This is a genomic window from Maribacter arenosus, assembly GCF_014610845.1.
Lineage (GTDB): Bacteria > Bacteroidota > Bacteroidia > Flavobacteriales > Flavobacteriaceae > Maribacter_A > Maribacter_A arenosus.
Window position 1 is genome coordinate 100,322 of sequence record NZ_JABTCG010000004.1, and the last position, 23,999, is coordinate 124,320.

Here is a 23,999-nt window from a genome sequence, read left to right on the forward strand (position 1 = left end):
AGGAACCAACACTAGTAGGGATTATAGCAACAAAGCTAGTATTTGCCTGAAGGAACTAAAGGAATCAAGGGTAAATCTGAAGATATTGCATGAAGTTGATTATGGAATAGATTTAAAACGAACTGATTTATTAGATGAAATAGAACAATTGATTCGAATCAAAGCAACAATAATTAAAAATAAAAAGTAGGAAATATAAAGTGATTTGTTTTATTGAACTTGATTTTTTACTTGAACCCAAATAGTAGTATGCGTTGGACCATAAAACCTAAGCCGGAACCACAGCAAATAAAACAACTTGCCGATGTGCTGAAGGTAGATGGGTTGGTGGCGCAATTGTTGCTTCAGCGTGGAATTACCACGTACGAGGAAGCCAAAAAGTTCTTCCGTCCAGAATTAACCGATTTACATGACCCTTTTTTAATGAAGGATATGGATGTGGCCACGGCACGCATCGAGAAGGCCATGACGAATGGTGAGAATATTTTGGTGTTTGGCGATTACGATGTCGATGGCACCACGGCAGTAGCTTTGGTATCCTCTTATTTAGTACAACATTATCCCAATGTGGCTACCTACATTCCGGATCGATATGATGAGGGGTATGGCATTTCATATAAGGGCGTGGATTTTGCAGAGGATAATGGTTTTTCGTTGATCATCGCCCTGGATTGTGGGGTAAAGGCTATTGATAAAGTAGCTTATGCCAAGGCGAAAGGAATCGATTTTATTATCTGTGACCATCACCGCCCGGGCAACCATTTACCCGATGCCATTGCGGTTTTAGACCCAAAAAGGGACGACTGCTCCTATCCCTATGACGAGCTTTGTGGTTGTGGCGTGGGGTTTAAACTGGTGCAAGCGTTAGCCCTGAATTATGGGGATACCATAGAGGATCTACTACCTTATCTTGATCTGGTGGCAACGGCGATAGGGGCCGATATTGTTCCGATTACGGGGGAAAATCGGGTTTTGGCCTATTTTGGATTACAAGTAATCAATACAGATCCAAGAATTGGATTCAAGGCCATCATCAATCAGATCAAGAAACAGACGCTGACCATTACCGATGTGGTATTTATCATAGCACCGCGAATAAATGCAGCCGGGCGTATGAAACATGGGCAGCATGCCGTGAACTTGCTTATAGAAACCGATATTAACCAAGCTGACGTTTTCGCGAAGGAAATAGAACAGTTTAACTTTGAACGAAGAAATCTGGATCAGGAAATCACAGCAGAAGCCTTGGTGCAGATTATAGAAAACCAAGAAGAAGAACGATTTACCTCTGTAGTATACAAAGAGAGCTGGCATAAAGGGGTAATCGGCATTGTGGCTTCCCGATTGACCGAAACTTATTATCGACCGACCTTGGTTTTCACGAAAAGCGGTGAAAAGTTGGCCGCTTCGGCACGTTCGGTTAAAGGTTTTGATGTTTATAATGCCTTGCAGGAATGTTCGGATTGCATTGAGCAGTTTGGGGGCCATAAATATGCTGCAGGATTGACCCTGTTGCCAGAACAGTATGGTCCTTTTAAGGCAAAGTTCGAAAAAGTGGTGACAGAAACCATTGAACCCCATCTATTAACACCGGAAATCAAGGTAGATAGTTTAATTTCATTGAAGAAGATAACCCCAAAATTCTTAAGGATCATCAATCAGTTTGCTCCCTTTGGTCCCGGAAATATGACTCCCGTTTTTATGGCGGAAGGGTTGCACGATACGGGCTATGCAAAAGGGGTTGGGGAAGATGGCAAACATTTGAAATGTAGGGTTTCACAAAGCACGACAGCCACTATGGGCAAGGGCGAAAAGTCCTTTGACGCCATAGGCTTTAATTTGGGGGATAAACTATCCGTAGTACAAGATGGAAATCGGTTCAGCGCAGTCTTTACCATTGAGGAAAATGAATGGAACGGCAATGTGAGTATCCAATTAAAATTTAAGGATATCAAATAGGATAATTCAATGAAAATAGAACATTTGGCTATTTGGGTAAAGGACCTAGAAGGCATGAAAACCTTTTATTCGACATTTTTCGGGACCATTTCCGGAGAAAAATATCAGAACCCCAACACCGAGTTCACGTCCTATTTTTTAAGGTTTAAAGACGGTCCAAAATTGGAATTGATGCACCGTCCGGATGTTGTTCATAGACCTAATGATAAAGAGGAACACTTAGGGATTACCCACTTTGCGATTTCCGTTGGTACCAAGAAGCAAGTAGATCGATTGACAGAACAGATAAGGGAAGCAGGACACGAAATCGTCGGTGAACCAAGAACCACAGGGGATGGGTATTATGAAAGTGTCGTTTTGGATCCCGAAAACAATAGAATTGAAATCACTGAATAAGCAGCAATAGGTTTTGTAAATGGATCCGTACGCGGCATTAAGAATCAGGGAGTTCAATATTTTTTTAGGGGCCCGTTTTGCCATGGTTTTCGCGTGGGCCATGCAATTTATTGTAATTGAGTGGCAAGTGTATTCCCTTACTAAAGACCCTCTCTCACTTGGGATTATCGGTCTTATGGAAGTAATTCCCGCCGTTTCAATGGCGTTATTTGCAGGCCATATCGTTGATCAAAGAGAGAAACGAAATTTATTGATCAAGTGTCTTTTTGGTTTTTCGGTAATAAGTCTAGGGCTATTTGTTTTAAGTTGGCCTGATCTCTCAACGAAGGTTTCCTCAAAAACCATACTCTGGTCTATATATGTTTTAGTCTTTTTTGGGGGAATAGTGAGGGCATTTTTGGGCCCAACGATTTTCTCTTTAATGGCTTTGCTTGTCCCCAAGAAGTTATATCCGAACGCTGCTACTTGGAGCAGTACCACCTGGCAACTGGCCTCGGTACTGGGACCTGCCACGGCAGGGTTTTCAATCAGTCTCATAGGTGTTCATTGGTCTATGTGCCTGATTTTCTGTTGTACTTTAATTGCCCTAACGGCAATTTCCAAGATTTCCCGGAAACCGATCTTAAATCCAAAAATAGGGGAACCGGTTTTTCAAAGCTTAAAAGAAGGCATTCAATTCGTTTTTAAAACAAAGGCTATTTTGGGTGCACTAACCCTTGATATGATTGCCGTACTTTTTGGCGGGGCTGTTGCACTGCTTCCTATTTATGCACAGGATATTCTTCACGTAGGTGCTGAAGGGTTTGGTATTCTAAGGGCGGCGCCTGCGGTAGGGGCGGCATTGACCATGGTGGGTTCAACCCGATTTCCACTTTATAAAAATGCAGGTAAGAAATTATTGTTCGCCATTTTCTTTTTTGGGGTCTGTATTATCGTTTTTGGGTTATCCACTTCTTTTTGGTTGTCGGTTGGGGCCTTATTTATTAGTGGGGCCGTAGATGGTATTTCAATGATCATTCGACAAACAATACTACAATTAAAGACCCCTGATCATATGAGGGGCAGGGTAGCTTCGGTAAATTCTATGTTCGTTGGGTCCTCAAATGAACTTGGGGCCTTTGAAAGCGGGGCTACGGCCAAGTTAATGGGAACGGTTACTGCTGTGGTTTTTGGTGGATGTATGACCATATTAACGGTAGGAATCACAACCTTTGCCTTACCCTCATTTAGGAGATTGGATCTACGAAAGGATATTGACGAGTATGCAGTAACTGAATAAGCTAGTATTTTTTCAATGAAAACAGTTCACCATCAAAAACACCATAGGTAAAATAGGAAACCCAATCCCCTAGGTTTATGTATTTCGATTTTTCGTTCAAATCGATTTCCAAAGGAAGGTGGCGATGCCCGAATATAAAATAATCATAATGCTCCCCTTCCAGTTTTCGTCGGCTGTATTGCACCAACCACTCTTTATCCTCCCCTAGGAATTTGATGTCGTCATCCCCCGAAATCAATTTATTTTTAACGGAAAGGTATTGGGCCAATTTTACACCCAAATCTGGATGTAACCATCGGTATAACCACTTGGACAATGGATTGGTAAATACTTTTTTCATACGTTTAAACCCTTTGTCATCGGGTCCCAAGCCGTCACCATGGCCTATAAAAAAGGAAGTTTTGTTCAATTTAAATTGTTGGGGCTCGTGAAAAACGGGAATATTCAATTCGGCTTCAAAATAGCCGTTCATCCATAGATCGTGATTGCCCACAAAATAATAGATGGGGATTCCTGCATCGGTGATTTCAGCAAGCTTGCCCAACGTTCGGGTAAAACCTTTGGGAACAACGGTTTTGTATTCAAACCAAAAATCGAACAGATCCCCTAGGAGAAAGATGGCGGCCGCATCCTTTTGAACGGTATCCAACCAAGCCACGAAATGCTTTTCCCGCGACAGACTTTTTTCCATGGTAGGGGCTCCCAGATGGTTATCACTGGCGAAGTAAATTTTTTTGCCTTCTGGTATGTCGATAGATTTCATTGGTAACGTAAATATAGGAAAATCCCCTTCTTCAGTTAATTGTCAGCGGCATACCACTCGGCAAAGGAGGTCGCTGTTTCCTGAAGTTTCAAAGAATGGAGCACAATGGTCTTGGGAAGCCTGGCATTGATTTTGCCGGCAAAATCAATGACCATATTCTCACTCGTCGGTTGATAATCTGCCAAGATTACCTTGTGGTCGCGACCCATTAATTCCTTGGCCAGTTCAATATGCGGGGTGTTTTTATTAAAGATGGTGGCGTGATCATATGGATCTACGATTTCTTCCTTAACGATTTTCTTCAAATCGCCAAAATCGATGACCATGCCCAATTTTACATGGGAGGTATCCGATATCGGGGTTCCGATTACCGTGACGGAGAGTTTATAGCTGTGTCCATGTACATTTCTGCATTTACCATCATACCCATAAAGGGCATGGCCTGTTTCAAAAGTAAATTGCTTGGTGATTCTAATTTTGCCCATTGCTTTGTATTACCCTGCAAAGATAGTTTTTCTTTAAAACGAGAGCGCCAAATCAGCCCTTCTTTAACTTCAATCCGAACAATGGACGCATGAATTTCCACCTCCGGATTCCGAATTCATAAAATATCCATGTAAAAAGAAAGGTAAGTATGAGCATTATGGCAAGTTTTGGTACAACCCCCCAATCCAGGTCCATTATATAATACCCAATTATGATAATGATGGTTTGGTGCACTATATAAAAGGGATAGACCGCTTCATTAGCGTATGACAATGCTTTGCTAGCTTTGTTCAAATATTTGACTGCGTACCCAAATAAGGCCAGAATCCACGCCCAGAGGTTAAATACTTTTATCAGGGCTTCTGCAAAATGGATAAAGATAGAATCCTCGAAGCTCAGAATTATGGTCATATAAAGGGTAAATCCTAATAGACCGCAATAAAGATAAAACCTGCGATTTTGTTCAACCGTTTTCCAAAATTCCTCTTTGACCGATATCAACATAAAGCCATAAAAGAAAAGGAGCATAGAGCTAATGAAGTTAAACCAATCATCGACCAAGGCATGGGTAACTGGGAAGAAAGGTTCCAACAAAGCTTCGCATAGATAGAGTGGGATAATGAACCAAAATAGACCTGTTGGTTGGGTTGCCATTTTTTTTAGCCGTAGTGTAAAAGCATTCGATGGATGTTTTCTAAGATAGAGGAACAGTGGAATCAAGAGCAATGAGAAAGCAAGTAAGTACGGCAAGAACCATAGATGGTGCCAACTGAAATTCCCTTCTGGGTAAATGCCATTGAAGGCATGTGAGGGCCAAAAGTCAAAATACATGCCTTGAAATTCATTATTGACCAAGCGTTCTATATATACCTGTGGTGGAACGATAAGTAGCATCCCTACGGTCAACGGGATGTATAGCCGTATAATTCTTTCGAATACAAATTGCTTCCCTGTTCGTTTGTTCAAGGCATAGTAGGTGCCCATACCGGAAATAACGAACAAAATGGGTAATCGCCATTGGTTGATGAACGACATGGGATAAGTAAGCCATTCGCAAATCACATTGTTTTTGATATGCCATCCCCAAGGGACAAAAAACATCCCTACATGATAAAAAATCAACAACGCAAAAACCAACACCCTAAGCCAATCCAGATCGTGTCTACGCATAATAGAAATCTTTAAGGACAAATTTAAGGGCAATAAAAGCGCAACCCAAAAACTTGGGACGAGTAACAAACCTTTGGTACAACGAACAAGGTAAACGTTTACGCTTTTAGACTTTCCTCAAGTTTTGGGATATAAGATCTAGAAACAGGAACAGCACTTCCAGGAGCATTTAGATCTAATTTATACCCTTGTGCATTGCCATTTATTTTTACAATGTGGTTGAGGTTGACCATATAGGAACGGTGGGTTCTTATGATATTCGCAAACGGATCTAGTTGGGATTCCAGATTTTTTATCGAGATCCTTTTGAGCTTTTTGTCCATGCCGGCATCGGTCTGCATGAATATTTCGGCATAATTCCGATCGGCCTTGGCGTACAGAAATTGGGATATATCTAAATTGAAATCATCACCTTTTACATCGGTCACAATATGGATTTCAGCGTCTTCCGATTTTTTGGCCCGAGGGGATAAGAAACTGGCCCTATTTTGGTTTTTACGGTACAGATGGCTAAAATTCAATGGCACCAAAATGGCCACAAAAAGAATACCGACCAAAAAGGTATTCCTTATTTCCTCGATTAAGTACGTCCACGACCAATTATTGGGGTTGTCATAAATAACATCGCGGATCAAAAACTGTCCAATGCCTACCAACATCAAAAACGAGCTTAAAAACAGAATTTCTTTCAAGACATTCCATTTTTCAACCTGTTGAGGTAAGAGTTTAAGGCATAGGAACATGATGAAAAACGCAATGACTGTAACCAAGGCATGAACCAAAGAGATAAGAAAATAACTCATTTTGTGCTCTGGTACGTATACATTAAATGGCTCAAAGAAATAATTGAAACCAAAAGACATAAGGAATATCAGGAGTAAAAGGGTGTAGAAGGTTTTTCCTTCAAAGTAAAAGGGATAGGGTTGTGATAGAAATCGTCGTAATTTATCCAACATTTTTATTCCTGTTCAAAAAAATCATCCCAAACTACGGTTTGTCCCGTTTTCGCAGAATGTTTCGCCGCTTCCAAAATCCGAACAACGATGAGATTATTATCCATGGCGCCTAGATCGAATGGCATTATGGGATAATCTTCCTTGACCAACTTTGTAAAATAGGCGAATGGATCGTGTATACCGTTGGGCAGGGGATCTGCCTTCAATGGTTTTGGGCCATCCTTCTCATTGGTCATGATTTGCATATCCTGACCATTCTCACAGATTACATAACCGTGTTTGCCATAGACGGCCATATCTTTTCTGCTGTGTGACCAATTCCAGGAAGCTTGGATCACGACCTGTGTTTTGGGGTAGGTAAGGATTATCGTTGCATCATCATCAACATTTGGGTAAATGTCAGGTTTGGTTTGTTGGGTAACACAGGTTACCGTTTTGGGGGTTTCCCCTTCCATAATATAAGTTGCGATATTTGCACCATAACAACCAAAATCGGTCAAGGCCCCGCCTCCGTTCAATACAGGGTCGGTCAACCATTCTAAAAATTCTTTGCTACAACCGATTTCCTTGGGTCCAGGATGCCCTGTATTGAATACGATTTTTCCGATATCCCCAATAGTCTTCCCATCGTCGATCAGCTCAAAGGCCTTGGCATTGCTTCCATACCAGGATGTTTCATAATTGGTCATAAGATGTACCTTATGCTTTTTTGCCAGGGCTATCATTTTATGGGCGTGGTCTACATTGACGGCCAATGGTTTTTCAACCATGACATGGATACCTTTCGGCACAAAGAATTCCACAACCTCCAAATGCCCATAAATATCATTGAAAGCCATCACGGCCTCTGGTTGCACGATCTTCATCATGTCTTCCATCGAATTGTGCACCAAATCCATGGAGTATTTATATTGCTTGCTGTGCTTTTCCGCCAAAGCTCGATTAGGCTCTACAATACCCACAATTTCGATATCCCTGAACTTTTCCCTTCCCAAAATCCAATGGACATGATCATGTGTTAAACCTATGATCGCTACGCGCAATGGGTCACCCTTGTATTCGTATTCTGGTGCATTTGAAGTAGTTTCCTTGGTTTCTTCTGTCGCCATAGTATTCTCTTTTTTTTGTTGGGATTCGCAGCGTATCAAAGCAAAACAAATTAGTATAGCGAAGGGTATTACAGTTTTCGGAGAATGCATATTCGTTGAATTAGATGGATACTCAAATATAAGGAAGTATGTAGTGCCATACTTTTATTAATATAAAATATACAATGTTGGCCATACCAACAAAATGTTCCTTAATAGGGTTAATTCGCATATAAATCGTTCTATGAAAATCGGGGATTTAGTATCTTAGTTGATATAAGTGGGTTAGTATCGATAACTACATCCCATTGTTATGCCTCGAAAATATAGATTCTGTTTGAAACCATTTATTTATACTTATTATGGATATTTCTAAAAATAATTAGAGCTTAAATCAATGAATGGGCAACTAAAATTTATTGTATTAATTTTTATTTTGGCCATAGGAGTGGGCCGCTCACAAACTACACAACACCCATTGATACAAGATGTCAAGGGGACCCACCCAACAGACTCCAATCAAATATGGTTGTCACATGAGCATATTTTAGTTGATTTTATAGGAGCAGACAGTATACAACCTAATAGTTACAACCATGATGCAATTCTTAATGAAGTATTGCCTTTTTTCGAAGAACTCAAAGAATTCAGCGTAGCGTATTTTGTTGATGCTACGCCTAATTTCTTGGGAAGGGATGTATTGCTTCTTGAAAAAATCGCCAATATAACAGGTATTAGGATAATCACGAATACGGGACTTTATGGTGCTCGATATAATAAGTTCATACCTGAATATGTAAAAAAAACAACAGCGGAAGATCTTGCTGAAATGTGGATTAATGAATATCGGAATGGGATAGATAAAACGCCTATTAGACCGGGCTTTATCAAGATTGGTATTGATAATTCCGATTCCTTGCATCCTATACATCAAAAGTTAGTAAAAGCTGCTGCATTAACTAATTTAAAAACAGGGTTGACCATTGCATCACACACCGGAGAAGCTATAGGTTTATGGCCACAATTGAACATTCTTAAAGAAATGGGAGTTTCACCGACATCTTTTATTTGGGTACATGCCCAAGAGGAAAACAATAATGACAATTATCTTAAAGCAGCGGAAATGGGCTGTTGGATAAGCCTTGATGGTTTAGGCTGGGATCTTGAAAAACATGTTGAAAAAATAGTATTTGCAAAAAGAAATGGGATTTTAGATAGAATTTTAATTTCGCACGATTCTGGTTGGTATGATCCGCAAAAGGAAAATCAAACTATTAAGCCGTATACAGCCATTTTCAAGAAACTTTATCCAGAGCTTAAATCACATGGATTCACGGATGATGAATTTAAATTATTGATTTCCGTCAATCCGTCAAAAGCGTTCTCGATAGTAATCAGTAACAACCCTTGATTTAAAATTAACACCAAAATACCGCTTAAAACGAAGTATACATCTGTTGCCGGATTTTAAGACGTGGCATTCAAAACAAGGCTTACGTATTTTGAACATGTATTCTGAATAGAAGGGCTGGATTTTTATAAAAATATAGGCATTTGCTGATAATACCAAAATCCACTGCAGGCGCCTTCTTGCCTTAGGCATTATTTACTAAAACGAAAACCCTATGGCCAATTACCGCTTGAATTTCCGTCTGGTACGAACACGGTTCACAAAGTAGATAACCACAACAAGCAGCGCCAGTACCGGAAAAACAAGGTCGCTATTTAAGAAGTTCAGTATGTCCATCTCGTTTTTTTTTGATATATAAAACGGAATTGCTTTGGGATTATTATTTCTTGAACTTGGCCAATGCCTTTTTAGTGAAATCGGATAGTACCAATGTTCCCGTTATCCCAGCACGGTCGGTCAATAGCCCATCCCAATGGTCTGTGTCTTCCCAGAGTACTTTTTTCCATTTTTGCAGCGCTTCCGGATTATAGGTGGATAGTTGTTGGGAGAAATAATCCAGCTCTTTATCCATTTCCTTTCTAGAATCGAAAACCTTGGCGAACAACCCTTTCTCTTTGGCCCAATAAGCATTTTTCCATTCGGTAGGGGATAATGACATTTCTGACAGGGCTGCGATTCCCATTTTACGTTTTACGGCTGGGGCAATCACCAAAGGGGCAATACCAAGGGTCAATTCAGAAAGACGTACCGAGGCATCGACCGTGGCAAAAACATAGTCACAGGCTGCCGCAAGGCCAACGCCGCCCCCAACGGTTTTCCCTTGAACACGGCCTACAATGATTTTTTCACAGGTTCGCATGGCATTGATCACATGGGCAAAGCCACTAAAGAACAACGTACCTTCTTCCAAGTTTTGTATGGCCATCAATTCATCAATGGAAGCGCCACCGCAGAACGCCCGATCGCCTTCCGATCTCAAAACGATTACCGTAATGTCTTTATTCTCGGAGAGCGTATTGATTTCATTGGTGAGGCGATCCAATAACTCGGCAACGAATGAATTCCCCGCCGGGTGGCCAAATTCAACGGTGGCCACTTTGTTGTCTATTGTGGTATAAAGGCTACCATTTTCCCTATTCGTGCCCATAAATTTTGAATTTATCCCAAAATTAGGTGTTTTGTAATAAGGGACGAAACTTTCTTCTGAACTTCCACACCAGGGCACCACCACGAATGGCCATCCAAACGGTAAGTGCTATCCAAATGCCGTATAAGCCCAAGTGTACCGTTTTAGTTAAATACAGGGTAGGTACGAAACCGACAAATGTGGCTACGAGCAATACGTTCCTTAAATACTTCATCTCGCCCAAGCCTTTGAAAATACCATCAAAAACAAAAGCCATAGTATTCATGGGAAGACCTAAGATCACAATGAAAAAGATGCTATTAAAGGTAGTAAGCACCTCAATTTCATTTGAGAATATTTGTCCGATAGGCCTGTAGAAAGCGAATCCCACCAGCATCAGAACCAAACTCACCACAGCTCCGTATAGCATTATTTTCTTTGCAAGTTTCCATAGCCCATCATAATCCTTTGCCCCAAGCAATCTGCCTCCCATTATATTCCCAGCAGCCCCATACCCATCGATAAAAAAGGCCGTAAAAAGCCATAGATTTATAGCAATGGTATGTGCGCTGATATATTTATCCCCAAGATCTGCAGCTTCCCTTACGGCCAGGATCAAGGCGACATTCAAGGCGATGGCCCGTACAAACAGATTGAGGCTCATCACGACCAACCGACCTAATTCCTTATGCAAGGGCAACTGTATTTTTAAACTGATATCGGTTTTTGAAACCAAGAGGACAAAGGCCATAATGGCCATGACACCTTGGGCAATCAGACTGGCCCAGGCAGCCCCTTCAAGATACATAGGGTCAATGACCCCTTCAATACCATACACTAAAATGAAATCCAGCCCTATATTGAGAAAGGCCCCTACAAGGGCTATCAACATGGGATAATACGTGTTTTGCAATCCCCGGAATATGCCCATGACCGCAAAGACGAATAACGTTAATGGAAACCCCCAAACACGAATGGAATAATAGGAAATACAATACGCTAGAATTTTGCCGGATGCATTCATCAATGTAAAAATCCCTTCAACAACAAAGATGGTCGATAAGAGAATGATAATGCTGAGGAGTATATTCAAAAAAATTGCCTGGGCGGGCAATGTTTTTACCTCGTCCAATTTACCCGCACCCAAATATTGCGATATAATCGCGGAAATGGCACTGCGGGTTTGCCCTAATATCCAAATCAACATCGATAGAAACGAACCTACAATCCCTGCTGCGGCCAATGATTCCATCCCGTCAACAGCTATATTCCCAACAATTGCCGTGTCGGTAATAGAAAGTACGGGTTCGGCAATACCAGCTATGGTTGCCGGAATGGCCAATTTGTTGATCGTTTTAAAACTTACGGCTGTCTTCAATTGTACTTTTTGGGATTATAGCACCAGTTCATAACAATGAAAGGGATGTTCACTCTGTTTAGGGAAATAAATATCGCCAAGTTTCTGATACCCTCTGGATTCATAAAATTTTTGGTTGCGCTTGTTTTGGCTAAAGGTATCCAGACGAATGGAAATATAGCCATGCTCCTTGGCAAAGTTCTCGGCAAAATCCATCAGTTTTCGGGCATAGCCCTGCCCTTGATGCTTGGGTAGTACGGATAACCTGTGAACATATATGTTTTGGGAATTTGGTGTAAGCCATTGAACAGGAAGGTATTCTTTATCCATAAGGGATGAAACAACCAAGGTGCCGATAATCCGGTTATCTTTTTCAAGTACAAACAACTCTGAACGTGCAATATCTTTTTCAAAAATCGTTCTCGACGGATAAAATTGGTTCCATTGATAAATGCCGTTTTTGATCATAAATTCCGCACAATCTCGGGTAACGCTTAGAATGTCACGAATTTCAGATATCTTTGCATGACGAATCACGAATAGGATTTGTTTTAATTGTAAATTTAAAGTATTAATCAATATTGACCGATATGTTAAAGATTCTTGTCCCCATTGGTATTTCGCCTGACGCAAACGAAACGTTGCAGTATGCAGTGGATTTCGCCTCCGATTTTACGGCTAAGGTTTTCGTTATGGATGTTTATAATGTAAGCGCGAAGGCAGGAAGTTTGGCCAACATATCCGAAAAACTGGCCAAAAGTGGCAAGGAACGACTTAAAGGCATTATCGAGAAGATAGATGCCAAAAATGTAGATATCAAAATCGCGACTTATAATGGTGAGTTGGTCGATGGTATAAATACAATAGACAAAGAATTGGGTATTGATTTGATCATACTTGCACCAAGGAGCAACGATATCCAAGAAGATCTATATCTGGGAAATACTTCAGGCAAAATAATCAAGAGGACCGATATCCCGGCTTTAATAGTGCCTAAAGGAACAAAATATAAGCCCTTTAAAAATATCCTTACCGCATTTAAGTCAGGGGTTTTAAAGCGCAAACGTGTTTTAGACCCCTTACTTACGATAAAGAAAAAGCATAACGCAAAAGTGAATTTACTTCTTGTAAAAACACCTGGGTATACCGATGATGACCTTAAGATAAACACGGCGTTATTGGATCTTTGCTCAAAATTGACGATAACAGAAAATCCGACGACCTATCTTGGGGTTATGGAACATTTTCAATCGAAACACCCCGATCTGTTGTGTGTTTTCAGAAGAAAAAGAGGGTTTTTCGTTAAACTTTGGGAAAGGAACACAATTAGCAAATCGGAATTTTCCGTACCGATTCCGGTATTGGTATTGAGTGTTAAAAAGGATTGAATTCCCATAAACGCTCCAAGTTAATTTTTTACGTACTAAAATAGTTCCGATATTTTATCTTGTAGGCTTATTTAGTAATGGGGTCCTTTGACGACACATACTTGCTAAAAGCACACGCAACCTGTCTACAAAAGCAAAGGAATGGTTAGAGTCCATATTATAGTTTTATAACTATATGTATCTGACATATTCTGATTTTAGATGGAATGCGTATAGCCCGTATAATGGTTCCTGATGATGGAATCTGCTAAAAAAGGTGACGGAGGCATGAAGGAGGTTTCTATTCTGGCAGAAAAGACGTGATACTCCTGACCGAATCCTTCATTTTCATTGTACTATTTAGTATTTTTCTACCTCAATTGCTAACCTAAATATGAGTATGCAATGAAATTCGTAATCGCCCCAGATAAATTTAAAGGTTCGCTTAGCGCATTCGAATTCTGCGATGCGGTCGAAGAAGGATTACGAATGGTCTTTAAGGAGGCAACGATACTCAAAATGCCTTTGGCCGATGGTGGCGACGGCACCATGGACGTAGTACAGCACTATATAAATGGCGGTAAGGTATCGGTTATGGTCCACGACCCCCTTTTTCGATCTATTCAAGCCTCTTACTTATATTCGGAAAAAACAAAAATCGCTTATATCGAAATGGCGGAGGCCTCAGGGCTTAAATTGCTCAAAGATGAGGAACGCAATTGCATGAACACCACCTCATTGGGTACGGGAGAGCTAATTGCCGACGCGTTACAGAAAGGCGCTCAGGAAATTATTCTTGGAATCGGTGGAAGTGCTACCAATGACGGGGGAATGGGCATGGCGCACGCCTTGGGGTATCGTTTTTTAAATGGGGACAATCAGGAATTGAAACCCGTAGGGAACCATCTTTTGGATGTAAAAAAAATCGATGCATCAAACCTTCACCCTAAACTTAACGAAGCAAAGTTTAAAGTCGCCTGTGACGTTACCAACCCGTTTTATGGCAAAAATGGTGCGGCCCATGTTTATGCGAACCAAAAAGGGGCTTCGGAAGCGGAAATCACCTTGTTAGATCAAGGGTTGCAAAATTTTACCGGGATTATTTTAAAACAATACGGTATAGATGTACAGCAAGTATCTGGCGCAGGAGCAGCAGGAGGTATAGGAGGAGGCGCCCATGTTTTCCTAAGAGGGGTTTTGACTTCAGGTATCCATCTAATCAAAGAGCTGGCGAATTTCGATACGGCGATAGAACGTGCTGATTGGATTATTACGGGCGAAGGGCAGTTGGACGAACAGACACTCGCAGGCAAAACCATTGACGGGGTCATCACATCCGCAGTTTCAAAAAATATCCCCGTTGCCGCCTTATGTGGGTCTGTGAATATTTCGATAAAGCAACAACAAGATTTTGGACTTACCTATGTTGTCTCTATTGTAAGAGGTGTTTCAAACCTTCAACAAGCCATTCATAAGAGTTACGATAATCTAGTAAATGCAAGCTATAATTTTGCGAATATTTTAAGGTGAGCCATTCTTCAAGGTCGTCACATGATCACAATATTCCTTTTAAACTTCTGTTAAACAAATGTCTACCATTTTAGAATTTTGTAGCTTTGCTAGACGAATGAAAGAAACGTTTCAAAAAATAATGTCCTCGGTTATGGCACTTATCGTGCTATTTTCCACCATGTCCTTCTCTTTGGATATGCATTTTTGTGGCGATCATTTAGTGGATTTTAGCCTGTTCGAAAATGTGGATACGTGCACGATGAAGGCAAAAATGTCCACATCATCCAAGGATTGCGCTATGATGGAAACGGAAATGGACTGCTGTACCGATGTGGAAGTTATTCAACAAGGACAGGATGACCTGAAGATTTCATTCGATCAAATTACTTTTGATCAACACGCATTCGTTGTTTCTTTTGTGTATTCGTATATCAATTTATTCGAAGGGATTGACGAAAATATTGTCCCCTTTAAAGATTATGCTCCGCCACCGCTGATACGGGATATACAGATCCTAGATCAGACGTTCCTCATTTGATTTTTAAACTTTGGAAAATTAGCCCAACGGCAAACGCTGTTATTGGGCTTGTTCTGTTGTACGCATGGTTTCCTCCATGCGGTTTCTAATTGTTTAATAATCAATTCCTATGCTAAACAAAGGCATCAAATTTCTTATCGAGAATAAACTTGTGGCGGTACTTATGCTCCTACTTTTTGTAGGATGGGGTACCGTAAATGCACCGTTTAATTGGGACACAGGCTTCTTGCCCAGCAATCCCGTCGCTGTGGACGCCATCCCCGATATTGGAGAGAACCAACAAATCGTTTTTACCAAATGGCCTGGCAGATCTCCACAGGATATCGAAGACCAGATTTCCTATCCGTTGACGACTTCTTTGCTAGGCATCCCTGGCGTTCGAACCATTCGAAGTTCGTCCATGTTCGGGTTTTCGAGCATCTATATCATTTTTGAAGAGGATGTGGAATTCTATTGGAGTCGTAGTCGAATCCTAGAAAAACTGAACTCCCTCCCAAGTAATTTGCTTCCAGAGGGGGTTAATCCTGCTTTGGGCCCGGATGCGACGGCATTGGGTCAGATTTTCTGGTATACCTTGGAAGGCAGGGATGAAGAAGGAAATGTAACAGGCGGTTGGGACCTACAAGAACTGAGAAGTATTCAGGACTACTATGTAAAATACGGACTGGCCGCCGCAAGTGGTGTTTCAGAAGTGGCTTCAATCGGGGGGTATGTGCAAGAATACCAGATCGATGTGGACCCTGAATTGATGAAGCAATACAATATTGGACTTCATCAGGTGGTCAATGCTGTTAAACAAAGCAATCGCGATATTGGTGCGCAGACCTTGGAAATCAACCAGGCCGAATATTTGGTACGTGGCCTAGGGTATGTAGAATCTTTGGAAGATATTAAAAATGCGGTGGTTACCTCAGAAGATTATACTTCCATCCGGGTTAAGGATATCGCCAATGTTTCAATCGGCCCAGCCGTGCGACGAGGTATTCTCGACAAGGAAGGCGCCGAGGTGGTCGGTGGTGTTGTGGTAGCCAGATATGGGGCAAACCCGTTGGAGGTCATCAATAATGTAAAAGACCAAATCGCGGAGTTAAGTACTGGACTCCCTTCTAAACTACTTAGCGATGGGCGCACTTCCCAACTGACCATTGTACCGTTTTACGACCGTACCGAACTGATCCAAGAAACCTTGGGGACCTTGAACGAAGCCTTGACCTTGGAGATACTGATAACTATTTTGGTCATCATTATCATGGTTTTCAACCTGAGGGCATCCATCCTTATTTCAGGATTGTTGCCAGTCGCTGTATTGATGGTTTTTGTCACCATGAAATTGTTCAATGTTGACGCCAATATCGTTGCGCTTTCTGGTATTGCCATTGCCATTGGCACCATGGTCGATATGGGCGTGATACTGGCCGAGAATATGATACGGCATTTAGAAGATGAAAAATTACGCCTTGGTGAGAATGGGACTGTATTAACTATTAATGAGGTAATTTACAACGCCACAGCAGAAGTTTCAGGCGCCATAGTTACCGCGGTAATGACCACTATAATCAGCTTTATTCCCGTATTTACGATGATAGGGGCCGAAGGCAAACTCTTTCGCCCACTTGCCTTTACCAAAACGATGGCGCTTTCTGCATCTCTGTTCATCGCACTCTTTCTAATACCACCATTTGCCGCTTACTTGTTTAGAAAAAGTGATGTCAGGGAACGTTCAAAATACGTTGTCAATGGGATATTAATCGCTTTGGGAATCGCAGCGCTTATATATGGATACTGGTTGGGACTACTCTTGATAGCTTTCGGCAGTACTGGATTCTGGTTTACCGCCAAACAACGCGATAAGTATAACCTGGCCATTTTCAATGTTCAATTTTCGCTGAACAAGAACGCGATCAACATTATTCTTTCCGTTATTGCCCTTGTTTTTCTACTGGCCGGGTATTGGCGCCCCTTGGGATTTGACCGAAGTATCGTGATGAATCTAATTTTCGTATCCATGGTCTGCTTTGGCCTACTCGGTTCATTTTCCCTGTTCAAGAGCTACTATGCCAGGATACTCCGCTGGGCATTACAGAACAGGGTATTGTTTTTAATTGTACCCGCTACCGTTTTGACTCTAGGCATCGTAATAATGAACAATACGGGTAAAGAGTTTATGCCCGCTTTGAATGAAGGTTCTTTTTTATTGATGCCCACTTCGCTTCCGCATGCAGGGGTAGCCGAAAACAAAAGGGTTTTACAACAGTTGGATATGGCCGTGGCCAGTATTCCCGAAATAAAGACCGTGGTTGGCAAGTCGGGTAGAACGGAATCTGCGTTAGATCCCGCTCCGCTTTCTATGTATGAAAACGTAATCCTCTACAAACCGGAGTATATGCGCAATAAGGAAGGTAAACGACAGCGCTATAAGGTCGATGAAAATGGATTTTTTGAGTTAAAGGATGGAAGTTTCTTTTTGAATCCCAATACCGTTATAGAAGAAAAAAAGTCCGAGTATGAAGGAAGCGACATTCAGGATTTTTCTGATATAACCCATGAAAACCTGATTCCCGATACCAAAGGGGAATATTACCGAAACTGGCGCCCGGAAATTCATTCGCCCGACGACATCTGGAACGAAATCGTTCGGGTAACGAAATTGCCTGGCGTTACTTCCGCACCAAAACTACAGCCGATTGAAACGCGATTGGTCATGTTACAGACCGGGATGCGAGCTCCAATGGGGATTAAAGTCAAGGGCCAGGATTTACGACAAATTGAAGCTTTCGGAATAGCCCTTGAAAATATCCTTAAAGAGTCCGAGGGAGTTAAGGACGAGGCGGTATTTGCCGATCGGATCGTTGGAAAACCTTATCTGTTGATCGATATCGATCGGGAGGCTTTGGCACGATATGGCATTCTTGTGGAGGATGTACAACAGGTGTTAGAGGTTGCCGTTGGCGGCATGACCTTGACCCAAACCGTCGAAGGCAGGGAACGCTATGGGGTTCGGGTACGCTACCCGAGGGAACTTAGGGAAAATCCTGGGGATATTAATAATATTTATGTGCCTGTTGCAAAAGGCAGTCCCGTACCATTGGGTGAATTGGTAACCATCCGATATGAGCAAGGGCCGCAGGTTATTAAAAGCGAGGATACGTTCCTGGTCGGTTATGTGCTCTTTGACAAGATGGATGGCTATGCTGAGGTAGATGTGGTAGAAGATGCGCAAGCGCTGATACAGCAAAAAATCAAAAAGGGTGAATTGGTAGTACCAAAAGGAATGAGCTATCGATTTACCGGCACCTATGAAAATCAATTGCGGGCTGAAAAAACCCTCTCGGTGGTGGTGCCCTTGGCACTGATGATTATCTTTTTGATCCTTTATTTTCAGTTCCGTTCAGTAACCACTTCCTTAATGGTATTTACGGGTATTGCGGTTGCATTCGCCGGGGGGTTTATTATGATTTGGCTTTACGGTCAAGATTGGTTCTTCAATTTTAATTTGTTCGGGGAGAATATGCGTGAGCTTTTCAATATGAAGACCATTAACCTGAGTGTTGCGGTTTGGGTAGGTTTTATTGCCTTGTTCGGTATCGCTACAGACGACGGGGTTGTCATGGCCACCTACTTAACACAAACCTTTAATAGGGAAGCACCCACGAACAGAAAGGGGATTCGTTCCGCAACTTTGGAAGCCGCTGAAAAACGAATCAGACCTTGTTTGATGACCACGGTCACTACCGTCTTGGCCCTATTGCCCGTTCTTACATCAACGGGAAAAGGAAGCGATATTATGATACCGATGGCCATACCTATTTTTGGTGGGATGCTGATCGATATTACATCCTACTTTTTAGTTCCTGTTCTCTATAGCTGGCAGCAAGAGATTTTGCTTTCACGAAAGCTAGATAAGACTTTAAAAGCATAAACTATGAAAACCTTAAAATTACATACATACCTGTTTTTTGTTACTAGTTTCTTGAGTCTCTCAATAAATGCACAACAATTACAATCTTACATTCAGGAAGCTGAGCTAAACAACCCTCAAATACAGGCTTATGAACTCCGCTATAACATTGCCCAAGAAAAAGTTAGGGAAGCGAATTCTTTGCCTAACACCACCGTAAGTGCAGGCTATTTTGTGAGTGAGCCTGAAACACGAACTGGCGCGCAACGTGCCCGATTTTCAGTTTCCCAAATGTTACCTTGGTTTGGTACGATTACAGCTCGAGAGAATTATGCTAGTTCAATGGCGGAAACAGATTTCGTTGAAATTGCCATCGCCAAACGTAAACTCGCGTTGTCGATTGCCCAATCGTACTACGAATTGTATGCGATTAATGCCAAACAAAGTGTATTGGATGAAAATACGCAATTGCTTAAAACCTATGAACGGTTAGCATTGACTTCAGTAGAAGTGGGGAAGGCCTCCGCTGTAGATGTCCTCCGCTTACAGATTAGACAGAATGAACTGCATCAACTAAAAGCGGTTTTGGGTCAAGAATTCCTGGCGGAGCAGTCTAATTTCAATAATCTCTTAAACCGAAAACAAAGTATAGCTGTCAAGGTCGTTTCCGACTTGTTATTGCCATTGGAAGAACCTGTTTATCTACAAGACAGTTTAGAGCTTAATCCTGAACTGATCAAATATGATAGACTTTATGAATCCATAACCCAGTCTGAATTAATTAATCAGAAACAAAGTGCACCAGATATCGGTTTTGGATTGGATTATGTTCCCGTTTCTGAACGAACTGACATGGATTTTAGCGACAATGGGAAGGATATTGTGATGCCTATGGTTTCACTTTCCATTCCAATTTTCAATAACCGATTCAAATCGATTACCAAACAGAATGAACTGCGCCAAAAAGAAATCGAATTACAAAAGATGGAACGCCTAAATGTGTTGAAAACCACCTTTGCAAAAGCGATAGCGATGCAAAACCAAGCACGGATAAATATCAATACACAAGAAAAAAATCTAAAACAGGCCAGGGATGCAGAAGAAATCCTGACCAAAAACTACGAAACAGGTACTATCGACTTCAATGAGGTGTTAGACATTCAAGAATTGCAACTGAGGTTTCAGTTGAACGGAGTAGAAGCCGTAAAAAGTTATTATGTGCAATCCGCTGTTATCAATTACTTAACGAATCAATAAAAATCGCAATATAATTATTTGACTATCAATTTCTAAACCTAAAAAAAATGAAAAGAACCGCTAACTTGACAATCGCAACAATAATGCTTATCTCTTTGGCCTCATGTGGCGACAAAAAGAACAAACAGGATACTAAAATAAGTACTCCTGACGAAATGGAGGCTATTAAAGAAAATACGCCAGAAATTGCCGATGCCTCCTTTTCGGACAGGATGACCGGAAAGGTATTCGATGATTATCAACAGATTAGAATGGCGTTGGTCAATTCGGAAGCTGAAGAAGTGAACGAAGCAGCCGAAAACTTGGCCGAAAGTTTTACCGAGGAAAGTGAAGAGATGAAGTTGATGGCCTTGGCTATGGAAGAAACCGATGATATTGAAAAGCAACGGGAACTTTTCTCCAAATTAACTGAAAAGATAGAACCTTTGTTCAAAGAATCCATTTCAGATGGGGCCATTTTCAAGCAGTTTTGTCCGATGGCCTTTGACGGAAAAGGGGGTTATTGGATTTCCAATATGGAGGAAATCAGAAATCCATATTACGGAGATAAGATGTTGAAATGCGGGAAGGTAGTAGAAAAGATCCAGTAAGATAAAGTCCTGTTTTAGGAAGGGAAGTTATAGTTAATGGTTAGTGTTTAACCCTTCCTTTGACAGGCATTATAAGAAAACACATGAAATGAGCCATAGGGTCGAGCGTTAAGAAAATGTCCGGTGGACATTTTTAGTGAAGAAGCCAGCTTGCGCGTTGGCAATACCAACCGAAATCGCAGATTCATGAATACCTTTAAAAAACAAATAATAACTAATGAACTAAATGTTCAATGTCGAATCACATCTGACCTTTAAAGAACAAAAAAATTTGAACAGATGAAACATACGTATCATATACACGGAATGACTTGCAACGGTTGTCGAAACTATGTGGAAGAAACACTCTCAAAAGTAGAAGGTGTGACCTTGGTTTCGGTCGATTTGGAAAAGGCCGAGGCGACCATTGAAATGGAAGAGCATATTCCTTTCGAGACATTTCAGGAAGCCCTGAAAAAAGATGGAGGGCACTATACAATTCATAAACAAGGCGAGCATCATCATTCGCCAGAAAAGAAGACGGAAAAACCAAAAGCCCATGGAAACGGCACCTTCTATTGTCCGATGCATTGTGAAGGCGACAAGACCTATGATAAACCTGGGGATTGTCCGGTCTGCGGAATGGATTTGGTCGAGGAGCAAAACGTTGCATCCAATTCCCAGACGCAATTCACTTGCCCCATGCATCCAGAAATCGTTAGGGACGAACCGGGAAGCTGCCCCATCTGTGGAATGGACCTCGTACCCATGCAACCCGACCTATCCGCTGAGGAAAAGACCTATAAAAAGCTGCTCAAAAAATTGTGGATTGCCGCTGCTTTCACCTTGCCGATTTTCTTGATCGCGATGAGTGAAATGATTCCGAACAATCCACTTTACGTTGTAATGAAGCAAAAAAACTGGAACTGGATACAATTGGCACTATCCATTCCTGTCGTATTCTATGCTACATGGATGTTCTTTGAACGCGCTTATCGCTCTATCAAAACATGGAATCTCAATATGTTCACGCTTATTGGGATCGGTGCTGGTGTTGCTTGGATTTTTAGCGTTTTCGGGATGTTATTACCCGATTTCTTCCCTGCCCAGTTTAAAACGGAAACGGGTAGCGTACATGTCTATTTTGAGGCGGCCACGGTCATCTTGACCTTGGTGTTGTTGGGACAGGTATTGGAGGCCCGTGCACACAGCAAAACAAATACCGCTGTTAAGGAATTGCTGAAACTTGCACCGAACAAAGCGATTCGGGTCAAGGATGGAAAGGAAGAAGAAATCGGCATTGATGACATTGAATTGGGTGATATCCTTCGGGTAAAACCAGGGGATAAGATTCCAGTAGATGGGGCGATTACCGAAGGAAATACTTCATTGGATGAATCCATGATTACCGGCGAACCCATTCCCGTAAACAAGTCCGTGGGCGATAAAGTCAGCAGCGGAACCATCAATGGTAACCAATCCTTTTTGATGATTGCGGAAAAGATAGGTTCCGACACTTTGCTCTCACAGATTGTACGTATGGTCAACGAGGCCAGTCGTAGCAAAGCGCCTATTCAAAACTTGGCAGATAAGGTTTCGGGGTATTTTGTTCCGGTAGTGGTGTTGGTTGCTATGATAACCTTTGCGGTTTGGGCCATTTGGGGACCGGAACCGGCTTATGTTTATGCCTTGGTCAATGCCATAGCTGTTCTCATTATTGCGTGTCCTTGTGCCTTGGGTCTGGCTACGCCCATGTCGGTTATGGTGGGTGTAGGCAAGGGGGCACAGAATGGCGTCCTTATCAAAAATGCGGAAGCCTTGGAAAAGATGCATAAAGTAGATACCCTTATCGTCGATAAGACCGGGACCTTGACCGAAGGAAAACCCACGGTGGAGGCCATCGGGACTTCTCGGGATTCCTACTCGGAGACAGAAGTACTACAGTATATCGTTTCCCTAAATCAATTGAGCGAACATCCCTTGGCAGAGGCAACGGTCAACTATGGTAAAGCACAAGGGATATCCCTATTAAAAGTGGACTTATTCAATGCCGTTACGGGTAAGGGTGTTGAAGGCACTGTAAATGGAAAAAAGGTTTCGTTGGGGAATTTTAAAATGATGGAACATGCAGATGCAGCGATGACCACCAACCTTCGGGATGAGGCACTGAACTATCAAAAACAAGGCAAAACGGTTTCATATCTGACCATAGATGGAAATGCGGTTGGTTATGTGGTTATCGGCGACAAAATAAAGGGGACAAGTGCAAAGGCCATCAAGGAATTACAGGACAAAGGTATTGCCGTCATCATGCTAACGGGGGACAACTATGATACGGCACGGGCTGTGGCCAGTGAACTGGACTTGGCCGATTATAAAGCAGGAATGCTTCCGGAGGACAAACTCAAGGAGGTCGAGAAATTGCAAGAAAATGGGAAAATAGTTGCGATGGCAGGAGATGGCATCAACGATGCCCCCGCATTGGCCAAAAGCGATGTGGGTATCGCCATGGGCACAGGTACGGATGTCGCCATCGAGAGTGCAACCATTACCTTGGTAAAGGGCGATCTGCATGGCATTGTCAAGGCAAGGAACCTAAGCGATAAGGTTATGAAGAACATTAAACAGAACCTATTCTTTGCGTTGGTGTACAATACCCTTGGGGTGCCTATTGCCGCAGGGGTACTCTATCCCTTTTTCGGGCTATTGCTCTCCCCGATGATAGCCGCTGCCGCAATGAGTTTTAGCTCCGTTTCGGTAATAGCCAATGCCTTGAGATTACGAACAACTAAAATCGATTAAGCAGCACGGTCTTTAGGACCTAACTACAAGGTTTCTAAAATCTTGTAGGTTTTTAAAAATGTAAA

20 protein-coding genes are annotated in these 23,999 nt (G+C 41.9%); 12 read left to right on the forward strand and 8 right to left on the reverse strand.

Annotated elements, in window-relative coordinates:
- Nucleotides 1–46: 46 nt before the first annotated feature.
- From HPE63_RS18515 to HPE63_RS11430, 4 genes are read left to right on the forward strand one after another with little or no spacing between them, the layout of a single operon-like run.
- Entirely contained in the window at nucleotides 47–190 is a 144-nt protein-coding gene (locus HPE63_RS18515; protein ID WP_223198157.1) for a hypothetical protein, read from the forward strand.
- A 59-nt stretch (nucleotides 191–249) separates the two neighbouring features.
- Complete coding sequence (gene recJ / locus HPE63_RS11420; protein ID WP_188314410.1) at nucleotides 250–1,959, forward strand: single-stranded-DNA-specific exonuclease RecJ; 1,710 nt, start codon at nucleotides 250–252, stop codon at nucleotides 1,957–1,959.
- Between the two features lie 9 nt (nucleotides 1,960–1,968).
- Entirely contained in the window at nucleotides 1,969–2,355 is a 387-nt protein-coding gene (locus tag HPE63_RS11425) for a VOC family protein (protein WP_188314411.1), read from the forward strand.
- 19 nt (nucleotides 2,356–2,374) lie between these two features.
- Nucleotides 2,375–3,634 carry an MFS transporter gene (locus tag HPE63_RS11430; protein ID WP_188314412.1) on the forward strand — a complete coding sequence of 420 codons (1,260 nt, stop codon included), beginning with the start codon at nucleotides 2,375–2,377 and terminating at the stop codon, nucleotides 3,632–3,634.
- Nucleotide 3,635: 1 nt separating this feature from the next.
- On the opposite strand, the gene HPE63_RS11435 is transcribed toward HPE63_RS11430, so the two are convergent.
- The 5 genes from HPE63_RS11435 to HPE63_RS11455 all read right to left on the reverse strand — a co-directional run bounded on the left by HPE63_RS11435 (nucleotide 3,636) and on the right by HPE63_RS11455 (nucleotide 8,118).
- Nucleotides 3,636–4,388, reverse strand: a complete 753-nt coding sequence (locus HPE63_RS11435) for a UDP-2,3-diacylglucosamine diphosphatase (protein WP_188314834.1) — start codon at nucleotides 4,386–4,388, stop codon at nucleotides 3,636–3,638.
- Nucleotides 4,389–4,432: 44 nt separating this feature from the next.
- Nucleotides 4,433–4,882 carry a 6-pyruvoyl trahydropterin synthase family protein gene (locus HPE63_RS11440; RefSeq protein ID WP_188314413.1) on the reverse strand — a complete coding sequence of 150 codons (450 nt, stop codon included), beginning with the start codon at nucleotides 4,880–4,882 and terminating at the stop codon, nucleotides 4,433–4,435.
- 52 nt (nucleotides 4,883–4,934) lie between these two features.
- A complete protein-coding gene (locus HPE63_RS11445) occupies nucleotides 4,935–6,053 on the reverse strand; it encodes an acyltransferase family protein (RefSeq protein WP_188314414.1) in 1,119 nt (372 codons plus the stop codon).
- Nucleotides 6,054–6,151: 98 nt separating this feature from the next.
- Complete coding sequence (locus tag HPE63_RS11450) at nucleotides 6,152–7,009, reverse strand: LytR/AlgR family response regulator transcription factor (protein WP_188314415.1); 858 nt, start codon at nucleotides 7,007–7,009, stop codon at nucleotides 6,152–6,154.
- Between the two features lie 2 nt (nucleotides 7,010–7,011).
- Nucleotides 7,012–8,118: a Gfo/Idh/MocA family protein gene (locus tag HPE63_RS11455; protein ID WP_188314416.1), complete on the reverse strand. Its 1,107-nt coding sequence runs from the start codon at nucleotides 8,116–8,118 to the stop codon at nucleotides 7,012–7,014.
- A gap of 376 nt (nucleotides 8,119–8,494) precedes the next feature.
- Here HPE63_RS11455 and HPE63_RS11460 point away from each other — a divergent pair, with 376 nt between their 5' ends.
- Nucleotides 8,495–9,508 carry a phosphotriesterase family protein gene (locus HPE63_RS11460; RefSeq protein WP_188314417.1) on the forward strand — a complete coding sequence of 338 codons (1,014 nt, stop codon included), beginning with the start codon at nucleotides 8,495–8,497 and terminating at the stop codon, nucleotides 9,506–9,508.
- Between the two features lie 379 nt (nucleotides 9,509–9,887).
- Here the strand turns inward: HPE63_RS11460 and HPE63_RS11465 are convergent, their stop codons facing one another.
- From HPE63_RS11465 to HPE63_RS11475, 3 genes are read right to left on the reverse strand one after another with little or no spacing between them, the layout of a single operon-like run.
- Nucleotides 9,888–10,655 carry an enoyl-CoA hydratase/isomerase family protein gene (locus tag HPE63_RS11465; RefSeq protein WP_188314418.1) on the reverse strand — a complete coding sequence of 256 codons (768 nt, stop codon included), beginning with the start codon at nucleotides 10,653–10,655 and terminating at the stop codon, nucleotides 9,888–9,890.
- A gap of 22 nt (nucleotides 10,656–10,677) precedes the next feature.
- A complete protein-coding gene (locus tag HPE63_RS11470; RefSeq protein WP_188314419.1) occupies nucleotides 10,678–12,012 on the reverse strand; it encodes an MATE family efflux transporter in 1,335 nt (444 codons plus the stop codon).
- A 15-nt stretch (nucleotides 12,013–12,027) separates the two neighbouring features.
- Nucleotides 12,028–12,528: a GNAT family N-acetyltransferase gene (locus HPE63_RS11475; protein ID WP_188314420.1), complete on the reverse strand. Its 501-nt coding sequence runs from the start codon at nucleotides 12,526–12,528 to the stop codon at nucleotides 12,028–12,030.
- Nucleotides 12,529–12,581: 53 nt separating this feature from the next.
- Between HPE63_RS11475 and HPE63_RS11480 the strand changes: the two genes are divergently transcribed.
- From HPE63_RS11480 to HPE63_RS11510, 7 genes are all read left to right on the forward strand, one after another.
- On the forward strand, nucleotides 12,582–13,379 hold the full coding sequence (locus tag HPE63_RS11480; RefSeq protein ID WP_188314421.1) for a universal stress protein: 798 nt from the start codon (nucleotides 12,582–12,584) through the stop codon (nucleotides 13,377–13,379).
- A gap of 384 nt (nucleotides 13,380–13,763) precedes the next feature.
- Nucleotides 13,764–14,888 carry a glycerate kinase gene (locus tag HPE63_RS11485; RefSeq protein WP_188314422.1) on the forward strand — a complete coding sequence of 375 codons (1,125 nt, stop codon included), beginning with the start codon at nucleotides 13,764–13,766 and terminating at the stop codon, nucleotides 14,886–14,888.
- A gap of 97 nt (nucleotides 14,889–14,985) precedes the next feature.
- A complete protein-coding gene (locus HPE63_RS11490; RefSeq protein ID WP_188314835.1) occupies nucleotides 14,986–15,408 on the forward strand; it encodes an HYC_CC_PP family protein in 423 nt (140 codons plus the stop codon).
- A 109-nt stretch (nucleotides 15,409–15,517) separates the two neighbouring features.
- Nucleotides 15,518–19,327, forward strand: coding sequence for an efflux RND transporter permease subunit (locus tag HPE63_RS11495; protein WP_188314423.1), 3,810 nt, complete (start codon nucleotides 15,518–15,520; stop codon nucleotides 19,325–19,327).
- 3 nt (nucleotides 19,328–19,330) lie between these two features.
- The gene (locus tag HPE63_RS11500) at nucleotides 19,331–20,563 is read left to right on the forward strand and encodes a TolC family protein (RefSeq protein ID WP_188314424.1); all 1,233 of its coding nucleotides are present in this window, start codon (nucleotides 19,331–19,333) and stop codon (nucleotides 20,561–20,563) included.
- A gap of 47 nt (nucleotides 20,564–20,610) precedes the next feature.
- Nucleotides 20,611–21,153, forward strand: a complete 543-nt coding sequence (locus HPE63_RS11505; RefSeq protein ID WP_188314425.1) for a DUF3347 domain-containing protein — start codon at nucleotides 20,611–20,613, stop codon at nucleotides 21,151–21,153.
- Between the two features lie 279 nt (nucleotides 21,154–21,432).
- Nucleotides 21,433–23,934 carry a heavy metal translocating P-type ATPase gene (locus HPE63_RS11510; RefSeq protein WP_188314426.1) on the forward strand — a complete coding sequence of 834 codons (2,502 nt, stop codon included), beginning with the start codon at nucleotides 21,433–21,435 and terminating at the stop codon, nucleotides 23,932–23,934.
- Nucleotides 23,935–23,999: the final 65 nt, after the last annotated feature.

What these genes read in the sequence shown, in the direction of transcription:
- recJ (WP_188314410.1), top strand. Translation starts at nt 250, where the DNA reads ATGCGTTGGACCATAAAACCTAAGCCGGAACCACAGCAAATAAAACAA.
- HPE63_RS11425 (WP_188314411.1), top strand. Translation starts at nt 1,969, where the DNA reads ATGAAAATAGAACATTTGGCTATTTGGGTAAAGGACCTAGAAGGCATG.
- HPE63_RS11430 (WP_188314412.1), top strand. Translation starts at nt 2,375, where the DNA reads ATGGATCCGTACGCGGCATTAAGAATCAGGGAGTTCAATATTTTTTTA.
- HPE63_RS11440 (WP_188314413.1), bottom strand. Translation starts at nt 4,882, where the DNA reads ATGGGCAAAATTAGAATCACCAAGCAATTTACTTTTGAAACAGGCCAT.
- HPE63_RS11445 (WP_188314414.1), bottom strand. Translation starts at nt 6,053, where the DNA reads ATGCGTAGACACGATCTGGATTGGCTTAGGGTGTTGGTTTTTGCGTTG.
- HPE63_RS11450 (WP_188314415.1), bottom strand. Translation starts at nt 7,009, where the DNA reads ATGTTGGATAAATTACGACGATTTCTATCACAACCCTATCCCTTTTAC.
- HPE63_RS11455 (WP_188314416.1), bottom strand. Translation starts at nt 8,118, where the DNA reads ATGGCGACAGAAGAAACCAAGGAAACTACTTCAAATGCACCAGAATAC.
- HPE63_RS11460 (WP_188314417.1), top strand. Translation starts at nt 8,495, where the DNA reads ATGAATGGGCAACTAAAATTTATTGTATTAATTTTTATTTTGGCCATA.
- HPE63_RS11465 (WP_188314418.1), bottom strand. Translation starts at nt 10,655, where the DNA reads ATGGGCACGAATAGGGAAAATGGTAGCCTTTATACCACAATAGACAAC.
- HPE63_RS11480 (WP_188314421.1), top strand. Translation starts at nt 12,582, where the DNA reads ATGTTAAAGATTCTTGTCCCCATTGGTATTTCGCCTGACGCAAACGAA.
- HPE63_RS11485 (WP_188314422.1), top strand. Translation starts at nt 13,764, where the DNA reads ATGAAATTCGTAATCGCCCCAGATAAATTTAAAGGTTCGCTTAGCGCA.
- HPE63_RS11490 (WP_188314835.1), top strand. Translation starts at nt 14,986, where the DNA reads ATGAAAGAAACGTTTCAAAAAATAATGTCCTCGGTTATGGCACTTATC.
- HPE63_RS11495 (WP_188314423.1), top strand. Translation starts at nt 15,518, where the DNA reads ATGCTAAACAAAGGCATCAAATTTCTTATCGAGAATAAACTTGTGGCG.
- HPE63_RS11500 (WP_188314424.1), top strand. Translation starts at nt 19,331, where the DNA reads ATGAAAACCTTAAAATTACATACATACCTGTTTTTTGTTACTAGTTTC.
- HPE63_RS11505 (WP_188314425.1), top strand. Translation starts at nt 20,611, where the DNA reads ATGAAAAGAACCGCTAACTTGACAATCGCAACAATAATGCTTATCTCT.
- HPE63_RS11510 (WP_188314426.1), top strand. Translation starts at nt 21,433, where the DNA reads ATGAAACATACGTATCATATACACGGAATGACTTGCAACGGTTGTCGA.